At 57.5% G+C, this 18,736-nt stretch carries 11 protein-coding genes; all 11 read left to right on the forward strand.

Going from position 1 to position 18,736, the window contains the following annotated elements; translation table 11 throughout:
• Positions 1 to 70 precede the first annotated feature (70 nt).
• Positions 71 to 2,581 carry an excinuclease ABC subunit UvrA gene (gene uvrA / locus Poly51_RS03140; RefSeq protein WP_146454120.1) on the forward strand — a complete coding sequence of 837 codons (2,511 nt, stop codon included), beginning with the start codon at positions 71 to 73 and terminating at the stop codon, positions 2,579 to 2,581.
• Positions 2,578 to 3,432 carry a hypothetical protein gene (locus Poly51_RS03145; RefSeq protein WP_146454123.1) on the forward strand — a complete coding sequence of 285 codons (855 nt, stop codon included), beginning with the start codon at positions 2,578 to 2,580 and terminating at the stop codon, positions 3,430 to 3,432. The genes uvrA and Poly51_RS03145 overlap by 4 nt, the downstream gene beginning before the upstream one ends.
• Positions 3,429 to 4,847: an NAD(P)/FAD-dependent oxidoreductase gene (locus tag Poly51_RS03150; RefSeq protein WP_146454125.1), complete on the forward strand. Its 1,419-nt coding sequence runs from the start codon at positions 3,429 to 3,431 to the stop codon at positions 4,845 to 4,847. The genes Poly51_RS03145 and Poly51_RS03150 overlap by 4 nt, the downstream gene beginning before the upstream one ends.
• A gap of 490 nt (positions 4,848 to 5,337) precedes the next feature.
• Complete coding sequence (locus tag Poly51_RS03155; RefSeq protein WP_186775312.1) at positions 5,338 to 5,541, forward strand: hypothetical protein; 204 nt, start codon at positions 5,338 to 5,340, stop codon at positions 5,539 to 5,541.
• Between the two features lie 842 nt (positions 5,542 to 6,383).
• Positions 6,384 to 7,238, forward strand: a complete 855-nt coding sequence (locus Poly51_RS03160) for an OmpA family protein (protein WP_146454129.1) — start codon at positions 6,384 to 6,386, stop codon at positions 7,236 to 7,238.
• Positions 7,239 to 7,471: 233 nt separating this feature from the next.
• Positions 7,472 to 10,471, forward strand: a complete 3,000-nt coding sequence (locus tag Poly51_RS03165) for a dockerin type I domain-containing protein (protein WP_186775313.1) — start codon at positions 7,472 to 7,474, stop codon at positions 10,469 to 10,471.
• A 123-nt stretch (positions 10,472 to 10,594) separates the two neighbouring features.
• Positions 10,595 to 12,652 carry a phenylalanine--tRNA ligase subunit beta gene (gene pheT / locus Poly51_RS03170; protein ID WP_146454135.1) on the forward strand — a complete coding sequence of 686 codons (2,058 nt, stop codon included), beginning with the start codon at positions 10,595 to 10,597 and terminating at the stop codon, positions 12,650 to 12,652.
• A 25-nt stretch (positions 12,653 to 12,677) separates the two neighbouring features.
• Positions 12,678 to 13,658 carry an ROK family protein gene (locus tag Poly51_RS03175; protein WP_146454137.1) on the forward strand — a complete coding sequence of 327 codons (981 nt, stop codon included), beginning with the start codon at positions 12,678 to 12,680 and terminating at the stop codon, positions 13,656 to 13,658.
• Positions 13,659 to 13,661: 3 nt separating this feature from the next.
• The gene (locus tag Poly51_RS03180; protein ID WP_146454139.1) at positions 13,662 to 15,587 is read left to right on the forward strand and encodes a 6-phosphogluconolactonase; all 1,926 of its coding nucleotides are present in this window, start codon (positions 13,662 to 13,664) and stop codon (positions 15,585 to 15,587) included.
• Between the two features lie 98 nt (positions 15,588 to 15,685).
• Positions 15,686 to 18,010 carry an alkaline phosphatase D family protein gene (locus Poly51_RS03185; protein WP_146454141.1) on the forward strand — a complete coding sequence of 775 codons (2,325 nt, stop codon included), beginning with the start codon at positions 15,686 to 15,688 and terminating at the stop codon, positions 18,008 to 18,010.
• A 79-nt stretch (positions 18,011 to 18,089) separates the two neighbouring features.
• Positions 18,090 to 18,698, forward strand: a complete 609-nt coding sequence (locus Poly51_RS03190; RefSeq protein WP_146454143.1) for a lysophospholipid acyltransferase family protein — start codon at positions 18,090 to 18,092, stop codon at positions 18,696 to 18,698.
• The last annotated feature ends 38 nt before the right edge of the window (positions 18,699 to 18,736 follow it).

Genomic DNA, 18,736 nt, shown 5'->3' on the forward strand with positions numbered 1-18,736 from the left:
ATACTCTCCCAACCCTTACGATCCTACCACCCGGCCTCGAAAACGCCCACACTGATATACGGTCATTGCTTTGTCCGCAGCCATCGAAATTCGCGGCGCACGCGTCCACAATCTGCAAAGCGTCGACATCGACGTTCCGCGAGATGCGGTCACGGTGATCACCGGCGTCTCGGGCAGCGGCAAGAGTTCGCTGGCGTTCGATACGTTGTACGCCGAAGGCCAACGGCAATATATCGACAGCCTGTCGGCCTACGCGCGGCAGTTTTTAGACCAGATCGCCCGTCCCGACGTGGACTCGATCGACGGGTTGGCGCCGACGCTGGCCATCGACCAAAAGGCGGGCCAGTCCGGCGGCCGCAGCACCGTCGCAACGGTCACCGAAATTTACGACTATCTACGCCTGCTGTACGCGCGCATCGGTACGCCCCATTGTGCGAATTGTGGCAGCGCCATTGCCCAGCAATCGGCCGACGACATCCGCGCATCGCTGATCGGATTGCCCGAGAAAACGAAGTTGACCTTGATGGCGCCGATGATTCGCGGGCGCCGCGGCGAACATCGCGAAGTCTTCGAAACGATTCAAAAGTCGGGACTGATCCGCGCTCGTGTCGATGGCCAGACCTACTTGTTGGAAGAAGTGCCGGTGCTTGCGCCTCGCAAGAATCACACCATCGAAGCCGTCATCGACCGATTGGTGATCCGCGACGGTATCGATTCGCGGTTGCACGATTCCGTCGACTTGGCACTCCGCTTGGGTGAAGGCTTGATGTCCGCCATCGTTCAAAAACCGGACGAAGCCGAAGGCGAAACGATCTACAGCACGTCGATGGCGTGCGTCGAATGTGGATCCAGTTTCGAAGAACTCGAGCCGCGAACGTTCAGCTTCAACAGCCCCTACGGTGCCTGTCCCACGTGTGACGGTTTGGGAAAAGTCGGCGATGGCGACGATGCAGACATGTGCTCGGATTGCGAAGGTTCGCGTCTGCGTCGCGAAGCGCGGCGAGTCACGATCGGCGCCGTCTCGATTGATGCGCTCACCGCGATGCCGCTGTCCGATGCAAAAGCTTGGATGGAGACCGTCACGTCCCATACGTCGGCGCTGGCCACCAAGGTCGCCGAACCGATCGTGCGAGAAGTCAGGCGGCGGTTAGAGTTTCTGATGCGTGTCGGGGTCAGCTATTTGACGCTCGACCGGGCCGCCGATTCGCTTAGCGGTGGCGAACTGCAACGCGTGCGTTTGGCCACCAGCATCGGCAGCGGACTGGTGGGCGTTTGCTATGTCCTGGACGAACCATCGATCGGGTTGCATCCGGCCGACCACGATCGGTTGATCGACTGTATCCGCCAACTGCAAGTCCAGGGCAACACCGTTGTGATCGTAGAACACGACGAAGCGACGATGCGCCACGCCGACTTTTTGGTCGACGTCGGTCCGGGGGCCGGCAAGCATGGCGGCCACATCGTCAGCCGCGGAACGCCCGACGAAGTCGCCGCCGACCCGAACAGTTTGACCGGCCAGTACTTGCGAGGCGATCGCCGCCTTCCGATCCCCGCCACGCGGCGTGAATCGAAACAATGGCTGACGATTACCGATGTGACGACGCACAATTTGAAAAACGTCACCGCCGAAATTCCATTGGGCACTTTGGTTGGAATCAGCGGTGTGTCGGGCAGCGGCAAGAGTTCGTTGATCAACGATACGCTGTATCCCGCCTTGGCGAAAAAGTTGGGTTTGGTGTCGGCAAAGCCGGGGCCGTTCAAGAGTCTGCGCGGCGCTACGGCGATCGACAAACTGATCCCAATCGACCAAGCACCGATCGGTCGCAGTCCGCGCAGCTGCCCGGCAACGTATGCGGGGGTGTTGGATGAAGTTCGCAAAGTGTTCGCGAAGACGCGCGAGGCGAAAACGCGAGGGTTCTCGACCAGCCGATTCAGTTTCAATTCCAAAGAAGGTCAATGCGAATTGTGCAAAGGCCACGGCGTCGAACGCATCGCGATGAATTTTCTGAGCGACCTGTTCGTGACTTGCACGCGTTGCGGCGGCAAGCGGTTCAACCGACAAACGTTGCAAGTGCGATTCAAAGGGGCCAACGTCGCCGATATCTTAGAAATGTCGATCGACGCGGCGTCCGAATTTTTTGAAAACGTGCCCAAAATTCATCGCCAGCTCGTTTCGCTGCAAGACGTCGGGCTGGGTTACGTGCATCTGGGGCAAGCCAGCACGACGCTCAGTGGTGGCGAAGCCCAGCGGATCAAGTTGGGAACCGAACTGGCAAGAGTTTCGACGGGAAAGACGCTCTACCTGCTAGACGAACCGACGACGGGTCTGCACTTTGCCGACGTCGAACGGTTGGTAGGCGTGCTGCAGCGACTGGTCGACGGTGGCAATACGGTGCTTGTGATCGAGCATCATATGGACCTGTTGGCGGCCTGCGACTGGATCATCGACTTGGGACCCGAAGGCGGCGTCGGTGGAGGCGAAATCTTGGCCGCCGGGTCTCCCGAAACGATCGCGAAAACAAAGAAGAACGCAACCGGAAAGTACCTCGCGATGACCTTGGCGTCGGGACAGGCGAAATGAACAATCGCAACCCGTCACTGGATCCGGATCGCCCTTACGCCGTCGTCCGCGAACGGGAACCGGACGGCCGGGGCGGACAAGTTGATGTGACGACCGTTTTTTTGACCGCGTCGGAGTGCCCGATCGGTTGTTCGATGTGCGACTTGTGGCAAAACACCTTGCAGATTCCCACGCCCTCCGGTGCAATCGTGCGTCAATTGGTTGCGGCGATCGGTGATGTCTCACCCAGCGGTTGGATCAAACTTTACAACAGCGGTAATTTCTTCGACCCGCAAAGCATCCCGCCGAGCGACTATCGGGCAATCGCCGAGCGGCTAGCGGGCTTCGATCGCGTCATCGTTGAAAACCACCCAAAGTTTGGACGACGCCGATTGAGCGAATTTCGAGACTCGATCGATGCCAGGCTTGAAGTCGCCGTGGGATTGGAGACGGTCCAACCACGATGGCTGGACCGTTTGGGAAAACAGATGTCGCGTGGGGATTTTGATCGCTACGCGAGTTTGCTTAGGACCGAAGACGTCGATCTGCGAGTCTTCTTGATTGTGGGTGTGCCGGGTGTCAGCGCACGGGAAGCCATTCGATGGGCGCGTTTGTCGGTTCGCCACGCCGTCCACGTCGGGGCGCGTCACGTCAGCTTGATTCCAGCTCGCGCGGGTCACGGATGGAACGGGCGTTCGGACGAGCTGCCCGCGATCACAACGCCGGACCTTGCCGACTTGTTGGCGTCGTCGATCGACGACGCCGGCGGTCGCGCGTCCGTGACGATGGACTTGTGGGACCAGGACGTCCACGATCGGATGGTTGGCCAGATGAATGTTTGGAACTTGAATCAGCGAGTCACTGTGTCATGAACCGTATCGACGTTGCTGTCATCGGATCGGGATTCGCCGGGTCCATCATGGCCCGCGTTCTGGCTTCGCGAGGCTTGACGGTCGCGATGATCGATCCCCATCTTCATCCACGGTTCGCGGTGGGCGAGTCGTCGACACCCATCGCCGATTCGATTCTGCGGCGATTGGGAACGACCTACGGGCTTGACGATTTGGTGTCGCTGTCGACGTGGGGCGGCTGGATATGGGACCATCCGGATCTGACCTGCGGTCGCAAGCGTGGGTTCAGCTACTTTGCCCACGAAAAAGGGATGCCTTTTTCGGAAGCGTCGCTCGGCGAGCAGAGTTTGTTGGCCGCGGCCAGTCCGTCGGACGATGTCGCCGACACACATTGGTACCGCGCGGACGTTGATTTGCATCTTTGCCAGCAGGCAACCAGCGAGGGTGTTGCGTTGGCGGCCGGATTCTCGGTGGTTGGGATCGAGCGTGATGGCAACGGATGGAAACTCGAGCTGCAATCGTCCGACGAAACGGGCGAACGGTTGAGCATGCGGGTGGACTGGGTCATCGATGCCTCGGGCCGCGCCGCGGTGCTCGCAAAGGCCTTCGCCGCCCGAGACATGGCCGACCGAATGCGGACGCGGACGCACAGCACGTTCGCGCACTTGCACGGCGTTTCCCGTTGGGCCGATGCGCTGGACAGCCTCGGCATCGACGGCAAAGATCCCTTCGATTGCGACGATGCGGCTCAGCATCATCTGCTGGGCAACGGGTGGTTGTGGATGCTGCGTTTCGGCAACGGCGTCACCAGCGTGGGATACACCGCGCCGCTTGAATCGTCGCTCGATTGGACGGGCCATCCGTCCATTGATGCGATGATGAAGGCAGCGTGGTTGGTGCATCCAGGGATCGGCTGGCACCAGACCGAGCGACTGCAACGCTGGTACGATCCCCTGTGCGCCGAGCGCGCGATCATGTTACCGACGGCCGCGTTGACGATGGATCCAATGCACAGCACTGGCATAGCGCATGCGTTGGCGGGCATCGAACGAGCCGCATGTGTGATTTTAGATGGGCACTCGGCGGACGATTACGCGGCCAATTTTCACCGCGAGACCATGCTGTTGGACCGAATGATCAGCACGGCCTACCACGTCATGGACGACTTTCCCCGTTTTGCAGCCGCCTGCATGGTGTACTTCGCCGGCGCGATCGCGTGCGAGGAACGGCTGCAAGCCGGTGAAACGCCAGCAGCAATGTGGAGTGCCGACGACTCCGCGTTCGTCAGCGCCGTTGAGGTGGCATGCGCAGCGATCGAAAACCGCGAGATCGCTGATTTCGAATCGCGAGTACGAGAAGCGATCGCCCCGTGGAACACCGCCGGGCTAATGGATGCATCGGTAAACAATCGATATGCCTACACCGCAACAAAGTAGTGTGTGAATTACAGGGCGTGCGAAAGGGATGTTGCATCCATCGCGGACGAACTCCTCGGATGCAAGACTCTGCGTGCATCCGTGTTTATCTGTGGTTCCAAGTGGGACACCACTCTCCGGCCTTAAACGCGAGGGTCGCAGGCGGTCGTCCGCTCGCCATTCAACCCTCCATGCTCCGCCGGAGCGACGCGTCGCGCGACCTAACGCTATTGTCAACTCCATCGCCCAATTCCATCTACCCCAATTCCTAAACTCTGCGGCTCTGCTTACTTGCGTCTCTGCGTCGAATCGATCTCAATCCGCCGCACAACATGGTTTTAAGGCTAGTCGCTTCGCGATCACCTTCGCTCTTTGGCGACGTACGTTGACCTTGGTAGAATCACTCAAGCTTTAGAGTCAATCGCTTCGTTCACGGAGGTGATGGAGAACCTTTGCGTTGTGCGACCTGCCGCACATCTTTGGAACAACCAGAAGACAATTGATCGCCAAAATGGCTGCAAACCGAAAAGACCCAGCTGCGAAGTTCTACTACTTCATTGACATCGACTTGTACTCCCGTCAGATCGTGAGCTGGGACTCAGGCACGCAAAACAACGTTGATTTTGGCGAGCTCAAGAATGGCTGTTACCGCGTGTTTCTGTCAAAAGGGCAGTACAACAAACTCGTCAAGCAACTGGAAGAAGCCCGAGCGTAGTCGCTCCTCGTCTGAGGCTCCTGCTTGGTTCACCGGTCGCACAACATGGGGTTTTCTCATAGTCGCTTCGCGATCACCTTCCATGTTTCGCAGTTCGGACTTTTGGGGGTAAGCTGGTTAGCGATTCTGAGTCAACCGCTTCGTTCAGGGCGATGACTTGAGATCCTTCCGTTGAAAAAACTGGCTGGTGCCTATGGACGGTCCAAATCCTTACGAATCGCCTGCAATCGTTACGGAGACGCCGTCTCCGGAAACTGTGTATTCTCAATCGCTCCATTGGTTTGCGTTCGCTTGTCTGGTAGTGGCACAAATACCTTGTGCTAATCGTCGTTTTGCTCCCCGCAATGGTCGTTTTTATTTGGCTGCTCTCCTTCACACTTGAACAACTGATTGGTGGCTTCTGGACTACGGTTGTTCTCCTCACAATTGGTCTCAGCTCATTTGCGAGTTTAAACCTGCCGCTTTTTCGGCACCGCAAAGGCTGAGACGCGTTCATGCGACGGGCGACTCTTGGGTACTGCTGTTCACGAACTCGAACTCGAAATCTTGTTTCCGAGAGGAGCGTTTGGAAGGGGGGCGGATTCGCGTGCTTGGTGCGTTATTTTTACGGCCAAACATTCGCTTTATTTGCGGGCAGGCGGTCGTGGTCGTTTGCTTGCGAGCGAAAGCACATACGGTGATTCGAGTGTGCGGTCGGCTTGGATACCGGGTTGGCATTTTCGTGCGTCGGCTACCGACTTTGGCGGATTCGGAAGTACCTTTGCCCGAAATTGGTCTTGCCGGCGGTGGGGACCAATTCTTAAGGTCCGGCCATCCCCTGTCTGTGACTTTAGGAAAACAGGATGTTTTGCCTACAATTCTTCCGCCCAGCTCTGCCGACGACCGCCAGTCTTCTGGTGGCTATTTGCATGATTTCGTTGGCCGGCTGTAGCCAGAATCCCTATTGGGCTGCTCCTGGGGGAGCCGCTTGGAACATGCCTCAGAACGCGGCGATCTCGCAAAACGATGCTCGACTTGCAGAGTTGAATCGGCGCGTCCAACTGCTGGATGACAACAACCGCCAATTGCATACCCAGTTGGCTCAAAGCGATCAACAAATCCAGGTCTATAAAGACGAATCCGACCTGCTGAGAAACCAACTGGCGGCCGTCACAACACAAATGGAATCGACCGCGATCGCCGCTCGCGACGCTCAAAGCCAAGTTCGCGGCATGCAGGCATCGACCCAAATTCGCGGCGGTGCGGTGATTCAGCCGAACACGAATTTGACGCAAATGGCCAGCCGGTTGAACTTGGGCGGCATTCCCGTCCAACAAGACGGCGAAGTGATCCGCGTAGCTGTCCCGTCGGATCAGCTTTTCGCACCGGGAACGGCACAGCTGACGCCGCAAGCCGCGTCAACGCTCGATCCCATCGCAACTCAATTGGCCCGGGCATTCCCACGCAACCGTATTGGAATCGAAGGCTACACCGACAACGCGCCCATCTACGGTGGCGGCTATGCGAGCACCCATCAATTGACGGCAGCTCAGGCGTCGGCGGTACTGGATGTGCTGAGCCGCCGAAACGGGATGCCACCGAACCAACTGTTCACCGTGGCCCAGGGTTCCAACAATCCGCGTCAGTCCAACGAAACGCCTGCCGGACGGGCCGCCAATCGACGCGTCGAGCTGGTCATCTATCCGGACAATTACTAGTCTCCTGGTACTAGTCCTCTGTGCGGCCGCGTCCACCACGGACCGTTCGAAAGCCGGGCTGACATGGCATGGAACGCCAGGCGAAATTCGCCAAATTTCGGGTGAAACGCCTTTCATTGGGCTTCTTTGTTAAGCAAATTCCAGGGAATCGGGAACTCTTTCCCCCCTGAAGGGCGTCTAAAATGGCTCCTTCTAAAGTTTGCTTGTCCGATATCGGATCCCGAGGCGTGGTGATGAAAAAACGTCGATCGAATTTCGAGTCTCTTGAGACTCGCCAACTCCTTGCCGCGGGTCTGGAATCTTGTGTGGCCGCGGATTTTGGCGTTGCCGTACCCCCATCAAGCGACGTGTTCGTTGTTGGTGACAATCGAATCGGTGAAAGCCGCATCGCGGTCGGGATGGGCTCGGACGAACCGGCGATCGGGTACGACATTGCCTTGCCGGTTCTCTTCAACCCGGCCATCGATTTCGAACGTTACGACGCCCTACAGCAGCATGGCGATCGCATCTACGCGATCGACCGGAACCCGTATTCGCAGACGTCGGCCTTGTTCGTTTTCAGGCCCAACGACGAAGGTGCCTTGGAAGCGATTGCCGAAGTTCCGTTGGATTTTTTTGTTGAACGCATGATCGTCGATGGTGATCAAGTTTTGTTGCTGGGCCGCGCGTCCCCAATCTATTATTTGACCACCGCCGAAACGACGGCTGAAACGGTGACACCGGGACCCCGCGTCGATGGAACGATCGCGGTAACGATCACGTTGGGCGAAGAAACCAACGTGGTTCGCCAATCGCTGGACGGCGTGTTCCAAGATGCACACTACGACGACGGTCGGCTCGTCTTGACGTCGGCCGACTATGACTATGATCTGCCCGACGTTGCCGGGATTCCTCCGTTCACATGGCTATTACGGGCCTTTGAATTGAGTGACGCAGGCTTGCAAGAGACGGCGACAATCGAGCTTCCGTATGTGGTTCAGACCCTACTTCGTGGCAATGAGTTGTTTGTCGTGACTTCAATTTCAAGTCACTTCGAAGACGCGTTGCCCGATGAACCGGCGCCGGATGACTCGCCGGACGACGCGTCCGGGACTGCGTCGCGGGATATTCCTTCCTTCCGACGCGAGTCGTCACTGACGCGTTATCGGTTCACCGACGACGGAATCACGGAAGTCAGCAGTTCGTCGCTGGGCAGTGGTGAGTTCATCAGTCTGCGTGTTTCAGAAGACGCGACAACGGCGGTCGCGATTCGCGTCGATCAGGCGCCCTTTTCGCAGCAGTCGATCGTCGACCTACTGTCGTTTTCCGACGACTCGACGGACGTCTTTGAAACCGTTGCATTTGATTCGTTTCATCCAAGCATTTTGCATGCCGATTCCGACTACTTGGTCCTGCAAGATTGGAACGACGACGTCGTGATGATTATTTCGCTCGACCAAACGGTTGATCTAGCGTTGGAAGATCGCGTTCACAAAATTGAGTTCGGAGTCGCCGACGTTTGGAGTCTCAGTGCGGCGAGACTTGGTGACAGCCTTGTCGTGGCCCTGCCTTGGTCGACATCGCGTCCCGCCGATGATTCGACGGACATGAGAGCGCCGACGCAGTTGATTCCTGGTGCGGTAGTGACGATTGATTTGCCGTCAGCCGAAGTCGTCGCGAGAACGTCGCTTGAGGGAGGATTGTTGATTTCACAGTTCTTTGTGATCGATGCCGAGGAGCAGCGTTTCGGTTTCGAACAATACAATCCAGCCGCCTTCACAACATCACGTTCGTTTCAGTTCGGTCGGTTGAATGCGAACGGTTTGTTCGAGTCCGAGCACGCATTCACGCTGGATGAACAAGCCGAGATCGAGACAACGACTGACCACTTGGCTGTGACGACGAGTGATCAATTGATCATCCGACGCTGGAGTGATTTCGAGAACCCGATCGCGTTTCCGCTGGGTGATCCTGATCCGGTAACGACGGCGGTGAACGATACCTATTCGCTGCCGACGCTTGGCGAGGAATTCCTGCTTGAAGTGCTGGCCAATGATCAAATCGTCGGCTGGAATGGAGACGCCCAGATCGTTGAACTGATCGGCGCACCCCAGGGTACCGAGATCGTCCGTTGGCGGTCCATTTCAGTTCCGGTTTCAGCCCTGCGAGGTGTCGACTCGCTTGAGTTTCAGTACACGATCCAGTCGGGTACCCAGACGTCTACCGCGACCGTTCGCATCGAAGTGATTTCGGTCGATCGCGATCAGATCGATGCACTCGTCGATGCCGTTGTCGCTCGCGCGGCCGAGGATTTGGGTGTGTCCGTCGAGGAGATCGAACGAGGCTCTGTGCGTACCGATTACGAGGCAACGCCGCCGATCGTTCATTTGACGGTGTCTACGGTTGACGATGTGGCCAAGTACACCGTTGACCTGGACGGTCAGATCGAACAGCAATCCGTCGAGCAGCGAGAACTGTTGGTCGAATTGGCACTGCGTGCCGTCGATGGATTGGGGGACTCGATCACGACGATTCACGAGGGCGATGACTTCTGGTTGGAATTGACCGCGAAGGATCTGCGACCCGATGGGGATGGAGTGTACGCAGCGTTCTTTGACTTGGTCGTCCCCGAAGACCAACTGGCGCTGACTGGCAGATTGACGTATGCCGACGAATTCGGGCCGATCGGTCCTAGCAATATCACGCGGGCCCGGATCGACGATTTGGGCGCGATCAGCAGCGAGGTCACGCACCCCGGAAACGGTTTGCAATCCGTGCTGAGGGTTCATGTAATTGCGATGGCGGCCGGCGAAGTAATGCTGTTGCCCAACCAAGCCGATGAAGTCGGCCACGAAACGTTGCTTCGTGGCATCAACGAAGAGCCACCTGCATCAAGTATTCGCTACGTGCCGCTCGGGCTGACGATCTTGCCAGCTCTGGTCGACGATCCGCTGGATATTGATGGTGATGGAAAAATCAGTGCCGTCGATGCCCTGCGCGTGATCAATTTCTTGGGCCGTTACGGTTCGCTGACCATTGACGATGTCCTTTCGTCCAGCGGCGAAGTCGACGCCAACGGAGAGTCACGTGTTCAATTCGATTTCACCAATCTGCGCCGGATGGATGTCAACCGAAACGGTACGATCACGGCCCTGGATGCGCTGGTGATCATCAATCGATTGGGCCAGGTAACCACGCCGGCGGACGCCGAATCGATCGACGAGATCAAGCTGGTCACGCAAATCGGCGACTGAGAACGCAGGGGCGGTCGATCTCCGCTCGGTACGCCGCCAACACCTGTCTGGGAACGTGGACGAACATCCGATAGATTACCGGGCTCCCGATCTATCCCCGTGTTTGACGCGTGAAATCCCGCCATGCTTGTTTCGCTGAAATGGTTGACGAAGTACATCGAATTGCCGATGAGCCACGAAGAATTGGCCCTCCGGCTTAGCCTTTCGGGGCTCAATCACGAAGAAACGACCGAGATCGGTGGCGATGTCGTCGTCGATTTGGAAGTAACCAGCAACCGGGGCGATTGCTTGGGACACCTCGGTGTCGCTCGCGAGATCGGCGTGCTGTACGGGTTGGACGTGGCCACGCCGGCACCCAAACTGAGCTCGGGTGGTCCTAAAGTCGACACTCTGTTGTCGGTTGAAAACCAGTTCACCGAAGCCTGTCCGCGATACACCGCGCGAGTGATCCAGGGCGTCAAGGTTGCCCCCAGTCCGGCGTGGTTGGTCGAAGCACTGCAATCCGTGTTTTGGAAACGACGCATCGATGGAACGATCGAAACGTACCAACCGATCAACAACGTCGTGGACGCGACCAACTTTGTGATGATGGAATGCGGCCAACCGCTGCACGCGTTCGACTATGACAAAGTCGGCGGAAAGAAGATCGTCGTTCGTCCTGCGGCCAAGGGCGAAAGGATGGAAGCGATTGACCACCAAACGTACGACCTGGACGATTCGGTATGCGTGATCGCGGATGCGAGGGATCCTCAAGCGATCGCCGGCGTCATGGGCGGCGCAGCATCCGAAGTCTCCGATGCAACGACAAGTCTTGTCATCGAAGCCGCCGTGTTCACTCCGTTGTCGGTTCGCCGAACCGCGCGGCGATTGAAGCTCCACTCGCCGTCGTCTTACCGTTTCGAACGCAAAGTGGACCCCGTCGGTGTCGAGTGGGCTTCGCGACGCGTTTGCGAAATCATCGTCGACATCGCGGGCGGCAAAGTCGCCGACGGGATCATCGATACCGCTGCTGCATTGACACCCAATCCGCCGGTCGTGTTACGCCAAAGTCAGATCGAACGCATTCTGGGCATCAAGATCGATGCCGCCGAAGTCCAACGCATCCTGACGCGATTGGGTTGCCAACCCGGCAAGTCCGATGCGGCGTCAACGGTCTATGTGCCTCCGTCGTGGCGTCATGATTTGACACGCGAGGCGGATCTGATCGAAGAGGTCGCGCGAATCCATGGATACGACAAGATCCCCGAAGACGCACCGATCCCGGTCGCACCGAGTTCGAAACGAGACTTTGACACGGCGATGGAACGTGTGCGGACCGTGATGATCTCGGCGGCGATTAGCGAAGCGATGACGCCCAGCGTCGTGACGGCGAAATTAGATCAATCGCTCAGTCCGTGGACGACAAAACCCGCGCTGCAAACCGAAACGCCGATGCTCAAGGGTGCGCGCTCGCTTCGTCGATCGCTGATTCCCAGCTTGCTAGAAGGCCGTGCCAAGAACTGGTCATCCGCTTCGATCAGTGCAGACCTGTTCGAGATCGCGCACATCTATTTGCCATCGGGCGAAGGCGACGACACGTTGCCATCCGAACAGTATTCGTTGGGTATTGTTTCCGGCAACGACTTCTTCATCGTCAAAGGCACGATCGAAACGCTGTGCCAACGGATGGGTATCGACGGGCGATTGGAAGTCGAGCCGACCGATGTTCCGGGGTTTGCGAAAGGTGCCGGCGTCTCGTTAAAGATCGGTGATGCCCACCTGGGCTATCTGGGCATCGTCGATGCGAAGGTACTCAAAGGATGGAAATTGCCGGGGCCGGTCGTCGTCGCCGAGATTTCGTTGCCGACGCTGTTGGAACGGTCATCCTTGGTGCCCCAACAGAAGGCGGTCAGTATGTTTCCATCGATCCAACGAGACTTGAATTTCGTCGTCGCCGAATCGGTACGTTGGGTCGATCTTGAAAACGTCGTACGGGCAGCCGTGGGCGACTCGTTGGCCGATGTCAACTATCGGGAAACGTATCGCGACGAAGCAAAGGATGGAAAAGGTCGCAAACGCGTCCTTTTGTCGGTCCAATTGCAACGCCACGACCAAACGCTCAGCGGTGAACAGGCCGACGAGTTGATCGGAAAAGTGATCGCAGATTGCGGCAAAGAGCTTTCCGCCCAACTATTGTCATAGTCTTTTACCGATCGCAAATCTGAACATGCAACCCCCAAAACTTCTCGGTGACCTGTACCTCGGCATTGATGTCGGTGGCACCAATGTCAAAATCGGATTGGTGGATGACGCCGGAAATGTCTATGCCAGGACGGCCACCGCGACACCGCCACTTGGAACGCCCGAACGGGTGTTTCAGTTCGCACATCAATTTGCCATCGAACAATTGCGGTCTCATGACGTTCCGGCAACGCGATTGAAGGCCGTCGGATTGGCGGTCCCCGGTGTTCTTGACACGCAGAGGTCGGTGCTCCGCGAAGTTGTCAATTTGCCCGGTTGGCTGGGCGAGTCGCTGAAACAGATTCTTTCCGATGTGACGCGATTGCAAGCAGCGGTTGTCAACGATGCCAACGCGGCCGCGTACGCCGAACACGCGCTGCGAAATCTCGGCAACCAATCGCTCGCGCTGGTCACGCTTGGCACCGGAGTCGGATGTGGTGTTGTGGTCGCCGGACGCCCCCATGGTGGCGACCACGGGTGCGCTGGCGAACTTGGGCATATCGCGATCGACTTCAGCTCCGACGCAATCCCTTGCACCTGCGGCAGTCGCGGCCACTTGGAAAGCTATGCCGGATCGGCCGGTGTCGTCGCTCGGTTGCAATCGTTGTGGACCGATAACGCGGAATCCATGCCCGCAACGACGATCGAAATCGCTAGCCGTGCCGAACAAGGCGATCCGCTTTGTTTGCAGGCGATCGACGAGACGGCCATGTACGTGGGGCGAGCCATCGGCATGATGGGCCAGACCGTCAATCCGGCCGTCGTGCTGATCGGCGGCGCGATGACATTCGGTGGCAACGAAACCTCCACCGGCCTTCGTTTTTTGGACGGCATACGGAAATCGGTGGTCGCAACGACGTTGGTTCAGGTTGGTGGTAATTTGAAGATCGAGTATGCGTCGCTTGGAAATGATGCGGGTATGCTTGGCGCTGCACGGGTAGCGAAACGAACTTTCTTGGAAGGATGATCGATGGTTGCGAGTCCCAACGAACGAATTGCTTGTCGAATTTTCTCGCGAGCGTCGGACGCATCGATCGCCGCCGCAGCCGAGATCGCAAATCTGATCCGCGCCAAGTCGTCACGTGGTGAACAGACCGTGCTGGGCTTGGTTGCCGGGTCGTCCCCGGTTGGCGTCTATACCGAATTGGTACGATTGCATCGTGCCGGCGAGTTATCGTTCGCCAGCGTGGTGACGTTCAATTCCGATGAGTATCATCCGATGCATTCGGGTGAACTGCAAAGCACGTCGCGGTTCATGCACGATCATCTGCTCGATCACGTCGACATTGACCCGGCCAATGTGTATTTGCCCGATGGAACGATCCCCAAAGACCAAGCCGCCGCGTTTTGTGCGCGATACGAGCAATCCATTCGCGATGCCGGCGGAATCGACATCCAACTGCTGGGCGTCAATCGCGCTGGGCATATTGGATTGAATGAACCCGGTTCCGATCGCAGTTCGCGAACCCGTTTGATCACGCTGGACACACCGACGCGAACCGATGCGGCGAGCGACTTTTTTGGTGCCGAAAATGTCCCGCGTCATGCGATCACGATGGGCGTCGGAACGCTGTTGTCGGCACGCCGCATTTTGATGCTGGCGTTCGGCGAAGGCAAAGCAGACGTCGTTGCAAGGATGGTCGAAGGTTATGCCGGCGCGAACGTGCCGGCGACGTTCTTGCAAGATCACCCGAGTGCGGAAATTTTGCTGGACGAAGCATCTGCGTCGGCGCTCACTCGCATCCGATCTCCGTGGTTGTTGGGTGAAGTGGCTTGGGACGACGCGGCGATCCGACGGGCAGTGATCGATTTGGCCGAGGGTTTGGACAAGGCGATTCTGAAACTGACCGATGGTGACTACAACGAGAACGGGTTGCAGGATCTGTTGGCTGCCCATGGCAACAGTTACGACATCAACTTGACCGTGTTTCGACAGTTGCAATCCACGATCACGGGCTGGCCCGGCGGGAAACCCGAACATCGAAAACGACCGGGCGATCGTCCCGGGCATCGCGACGACATTTTTCCCAAACGCGTGATGGTGTTCTCGCCGCACCCCGACGACGACGTCATCTCGATGGGAGGAACTTTGATTCGATTGGTCGACCAGGGGCACGACGTTCACATCGCCTACCAGACGTCGGGAAATATCGCCGTGTTCGATGAAGACGCGCTTCGGTTTGCCGAGTTCGTCGAAGACTTCTGTAGCGAATTCGAAATCCAAGCCGACGGGCTGGATCAGCTATCCCAACACATCGATAGTTTTTTGCGAAAGAAACAGCCTGGCCAATTGGACAGCGATGAAGTCCTGCGGATCAAGGGTTTGATTCGACGCGGCGAGGCTCGCCAGGGCGCCCGCTGCTGTGGCGTGCCGGATGCCAACCTGCATTACCTTGACCTGCCGTTCTATCAGACCGGCCGAATCACCAAGAGTCCGCTGTCGAAAAAGGACGTCGATATCACGGTGGATTTACTTCGATCGACTCAGCCGCATCAGATCTACGCGGCTGGCGATTTATCGGACCCGCACGGAACGCACCGCACGTGTTTGTCGGCGATCCTTCAGGCCTGTGTGATCTGCCAGAACGATCCTTGGTACGAAGCATGTGCGGTGTGGATGTACCGCGGCGCTTGGCAAGAATGGTCGCCGCATCAAATTGAAATGGCGGTACCGCTTAGCCCGTTGGAAGTATCTCGCAAACGCGTCGCGATCTTCAAACATGAATCGCAAAAGGATCGAGCCCTGTTCCCCGGTTCGGACATTCGCGAGTTCTGGCAGCGGGCGGAAGCACGAAACGCCGACACGGCGATGCGCTATGATAAACTGGGTCTCGCCGAATACGCCGCGATCGAGGGCTTTGTACGCTGGGACGGAAAGACCGGCATCGACTTGTAGAATTTCGTTACAACCCGTGTTCTGCCACGGCAGGAAACGTCTTGGCCAGAGCGCTCTGTTCTGACTTGCAACTCACTTTTCACCCCGATCAAAACAGTATGACACCACTGACACGACGATTCGCACTGAAGTGCATTGGACTTGGCGGCGCATGGATCGGTTTTGCACCGAAGGTTTCGGCTCAAGACACCTTGACGGCCACGACCAGCACGGCGGCTTCGGTTTCTTGGTCCAACACCAACGACCGCGTATGGTTGGGCGGGAACGTTTGGGCGAACCCGATGGAAAATTGGCGCGTCGTTGACGGTGCCGCCGAGTGCCAATCGGCGGGAGGCAACCGAAACGTGCATTGTTTGACGCACCAAGTCACGAACGCGAAAGGATCGATGTCCATGTCGGTCGTCATTCGCCAAATCGAAAAGAAGATGTCCGACGGCGGAGTCGGGTTTCGCATCGGCGTTCGATCCGACATTGGTGACCACCGTGCGAACTGTTTCGCTGGCGGCGGAATCAACGCGGGAATCATTGGCGGCCAACTGGTGCTCGGCAACAAGCGGCAAGCGATCGATGTCGATGTCACGAAAGATACGCTGCTGTCGTTGATCGCAGTGCCCGGTGATGGCGGCGGAGTCGAATTGACGTTGGCGGTCGCTGATGACGAAGGCAACCCGATCGGCCAAATTTCTCGGATGGTCGATGCCGATGCCATCTTGGGCAACGTTTCAATCGTCAACAACTTTGACGGAGCCGCCAAGGTCAGCCAAGGGGCACGCTATCGGTTTAGCGATTGGTTGATTGATGGTGATGCGTTCGAAGCGAAACCGGAAAACGCGTTCGGTCCCATTTTGTGGTCGATGTATTCGCTAAGCGATTCACGGTCGGATGAGGGCTTTGTGTTGAAGTCCAGTGTGCTGACCGGGCCGATGGGCGACGACGACAACCAGCAAGCTGAATTCTGGGTCCAACGTGACGGCCAATGGAAGTCGATGGGAACGGCCAAGCTAGACACGGATGCCTGGACGGCAACCATTCGAATCCCCAATTGGGACGAAACGAAGGAAACAACGTACAAATGGGTTTACGTCGAAAAGCATCGTGATGGAACGGAAACGGTCAACGAATGGGTGGGAAGGATTCGTCCGAATCCTTCGGGACGGCCCCTTCGGATCGGTGCGTTGACATGCCAAAACGATTACGCGTTTCCCTACGAACCCGTTGCCAAGAATGTCGCCAAGATGGATCCCGACTTGGTCTATTTTTCCGGTGACCAGATTTACGAATCGCACGGTGGCTACGGAATCATCCGCCAACCCGCCGTGCCAGCGATTTTGAACTACTTACGCAAGTACTATCAGTTCGGCTGGTCGTTTCGCGAAGTGATGCGAGACCGTCCAACGATTTGCTTGCCCGACGACCACGATGTTTTTCAAGGAAACATTTGGGGCGAAGGCGGCGCGCCGATGGATGTCGACGACGGTGGCGCGTCGTCCAACGGCGGCTATATCGAACCGGCGCGGATGGTCAATGTGGTTCACATCACCAACACGGCGCACCATCCCGATGCCTACGATCCGGCACCCGTCAAGCAAGGGATCAGCGTCTACTATGGCGACATGGTCTACGGCGGCGTCGGCTTTGCGATCCTGGCGGATCGTCAATTCAAGAGCGGGCCCCAGCACGTCGATACCGGCAGTGGCCGCGCGGACCACGTCCACGATCAGGGCTTCGACACTTCGGTCTTGGACAAGCCGGGATTGATTTTGTTGGGCGACCGCCAGGAAGCTTTCTTGAAACATTGGGCCAACGATTGGCGCGGTCACTCGATGAAAGTGCTACTCAGCCAGACCGTTTTCGCCGGTATGGCGACGCACCACGGCGGTTACGATGGTTACTTGAAAGCCGATTTGGATTGTGGCGGTTGGCCGCAAACGCCTCGCGACCGTGCGATCGAAATCCTGCGACCCAGCAAGGCGCTGCACATCAACGGTGATCAACACCTGACGTCGCTCTGCCAGTACGGTGTCGATCGTCAACGCGATTCGAATTGGTCATTCTGTACGCCGGCGATTGCGGTGGGATATCCGCGTTGGTGGCGAGCCGACGAGATGAACATGCCGCACGCCAACCGGCCCAAGCATGGAAATTCCGACACCGGTGAATACTTAGACGGACTGGGCAACAAGGTTTACGTGTACGCGGTGGGCAATCCCGAAGTCGCGACAAAAAAGAACCGCTACGAAAAGGCTCACCAAAAGGCCAGTGGATTCGGGTTCGTGACCATCGATACGGACGCGAAAACGTACTTCGTCGAAGCGTACAAGTTCGCGATTGATCCGGCCGACGGAAATCCCGATAACCAGTTCCCGGGCTGGCCGGTGACGATACACCAAGATGAAAACGCAGGCGAGAATCGCTTGCAGTGATGGGCGGGCGAACAATGGTGTTGGTGATCGCGCCGATGGCGTCTGATCAAACCACGGACACCCGGGTAGAATGTCCACGATGACGTTGACTAGCCATGCAATCGTACTGCTTGCGAAGTTGTTTAGCGGGTTCACGGTCCGGTGGGTGGATTGCCAACCGGACACGTGCCAGCGAATCTACTTTGCCAATCACACAAGCCACCTGGACGCGGTGGTGTTGTGGTCTGCGCTGCCGCGTGAATTGCGGGCGGTGACGCGTCCGGTCGCGGCCAAAGACTATTGGTCGTCCAGCTGGTTCAAGCAGCACTTGGCCCACAGCTTCAACGCCTTGCTGGTTGACCGCAAAGAGATCAAGGTCCACAAGAGTCCAATCGACATCATGTTGAAACAGATGGGCGACGTTTACTCGTTGATCATGTTCCCCGAAGGCGGACGATCATCGGGCGAATCCGAAATGACGGACTTCAAGAGCGGGCTGTTTTATATGGCCAAGAAACGCCCGGACTTGGAACTGGTTCCCGTCTATATTGATAACGTGAATCGGATTTTGCCTCGCGGCGAGATTTTGCCGGTGCCGCTGTTGAGCTGCATCACGATCGGGCCGCCGATCTTCTTGGAAACGGGCGAGCCGAAGCACGTGTTTCTGAAACGGGCCAAAGCCTCGGTCCAACGGCTCAAAGAACTGTGATGCAGCGCTGCCAAAGATGCTGTAGCAGCCACGCGAAT

Source organism: Rubripirellula tenax, assembly GCF_007860125.1.
In the GTDB taxonomy this organism is placed as follows: Bacteria; Planctomycetota; Planctomycetia; order Pirellulales; family Pirellulaceae; genus Rubripirellula; species Rubripirellula tenax.